The 2,061-nt window shown below is 26.7% G+C and carries 2 protein-coding genes; both read left to right on the top strand.

Going from position 1 to position 2,061, the window contains the following annotated elements; genetic code table 11:
- Positions 1-1,160, top strand: a 1,160-nt coding sequence (locus tag OL66_RS02345) for a toprim domain-containing protein (RefSeq protein ID WP_034172303.1), incomplete at its 5' end; no start/stop codon positions are given.
- A gap of 157 nt (positions 1,161-1,317) precedes the next feature.
- Positions 1,318-1,944 carry a hypothetical protein gene (locus OL66_RS02340; RefSeq protein ID WP_034172302.1) on the top strand — a complete coding sequence of 209 codons (627 nt, stop codon included), beginning with the start codon at positions 1,318-1,320 and terminating at the stop codon, positions 1,942-1,944.
- Positions 1,945-2,061: the final 117 nt, after the last annotated feature.

Here is a 2,061-nt window from a genome sequence, read left to right as displayed (position 1 = left end):
AAATTCATTGTTGGAAATGTTGTAAAGATTATGATATTATTGATGTTTATATAACTATCCGTCAAATTAAATCTTTTCATGAAGCGATTCAAAGAATAGAAGGATTTATGAATTCTTTTGAATTTAAAACCTTAATCCAACAAGAAAAAGAAATAACAAAAATAACTATTAACCCTTTTCAACAATCATATCAACCTATTAAATCAAAAAAACCAATTGACGAAAAGGAAATTAATATCAAAAAGAAACAATTATTTAAAGAAATCTCGCCTTTATTTAACCAAATTAGAGATTATTATCATTATTTATTAATTTCTAACCGAAATAACGAAAGTCAACCAGGAATAGAATATTTAACCCAAAAAAGAAAATTAACCCTAGAAACCATTAAAGAATTTAAACTAGGTTACGCCCCCTTATCTGATAAACCTTTATCCTTTCGTCTCATAAATTACTGTCAAAAGAAAAATATTAATATCGATCAATTATTAGAATATGGTTTTATCAAAGAAAAAACCAGTCAACAAAATAAAAAATATTATCATGATACTTTCCATGGTTCCATTATTATTCCCATTGAAAATGGTTATCATCAAACTTTTCATTTTTATCAAAACCATTTCCGCGAAGTTTCTTACTTTCAACCCAAATACCAAGCTTTAACTAATTTTAGTCAAACTCCCACATTTCATTTTAGTTATCGGTTTTTTGAAGCTTTACCATATATTAAAAAAACGAAAACAATTATCCTTCATGAAGGTTTTTTTGATGTCATTAGTTGTTGGCAAAATGGTATTAAAAACGTAGTCGGTCTCATTTGTGTCGCTCAATTACTTTCCCAATCTCAATTAGAAATTCTCAAAAAAGAAAAGATTAAAGTGATTATCGCCTTAGATAACGACGAAACAGGACGAAAACGCAGTGAAGCCTTAGGAGAACAACTTAAAGAAGAAAATATTATTTACGAAATTAGACGTATTTTACCACCTTATGATAAAACTTGTAAAGATGTGGATGATTTATTACGTCAATACGGAAAAGAAGCATATCAAAAATGTTTTTTAGACCCATACATTACTTATGAAGAGGCCCAAAAGAAAATAATCGTCGATTTAGCCGTTCATTTCTTTGGTGAAGACAAAGTTGAAGTAATTAATTAAATTATTACTTTATTACACCAATATATAACATCTACACATATAATAACATTAACATACCCCAAAATAAGCTCATATACCCTAAATTTTGCGATTTTATTTTTCGCAAATTCGGGGTTTTTTATTTTTATAACAATAAACCAAATTAAGGAGAAAAAAGATGAAAAAAGACACTAGTCAAGAAATTAGAATCGGGGGTTGGAACAAAAAAACCACCCCTAATGATTTAATCCAAATTAAAAACTTTTTAAAAATATTAAAAGAAGATTTAATTAACCTCACTATTATCTCTCATTCTAAAAAGAAAAATACCTACCAAGAAGCTAATTACCGTCCTAAAAACCAAACTCTCTTCGTTGACCCTCAAATCTTAGAAGAAATGAAACAAACGAAAATCACCTTAATTAATGATAATTTCTCTTCTAGTAATAGTAAACTATTACTTTCTAATTTAACCCCGCTTAAAAGCCAAAATAACCCTCTTAAAAACCTCTATCCTCTTTTTCAAATCAATTATCAAAATGAAACTAAAAATCAAGTGAAAGAATTGATTGGGAAAATTGATGTCAATCAATTAGCAACTTTACAATTATATCAATTAGACCCTCAAAAGCTAGATAAATACCATAAACCCATAAAAACAAACTATAAAAAAGGGTTAAACATCATCTATTATCGTAAAGAAGATTTAAAATACATTCAATCTTTTTTGACAAAAGATAAACAAGGTTATCGGGTGAAAAAACTACATCCTATGTATAAATATTTAATAAAAAAAGAAAACTAACAACTTTATAACAATTTACTAACAGTTTTATAACATTTTACTAACAACTTTATAACACTTTACTAACAGTTTTATAACAGTTTGACTTTTAAAATAACCTATATAAAGATTAACTCA

It is taken from the genome of Chrysanthemum yellows phytoplasma (assembly GCF_000803325.1).
GTDB classification, from domain to species: domain Bacteria; phylum Bacillota_I; class Bacilli_A; order Acholeplasmatales; family Acholeplasmataceae; genus Phytoplasma; species Phytoplasma asteris.
The sequence above is the reverse complement of the archived record's forward strand: the minus strand, read 5'-3'. Positions and strand labels throughout refer to the sequence as shown.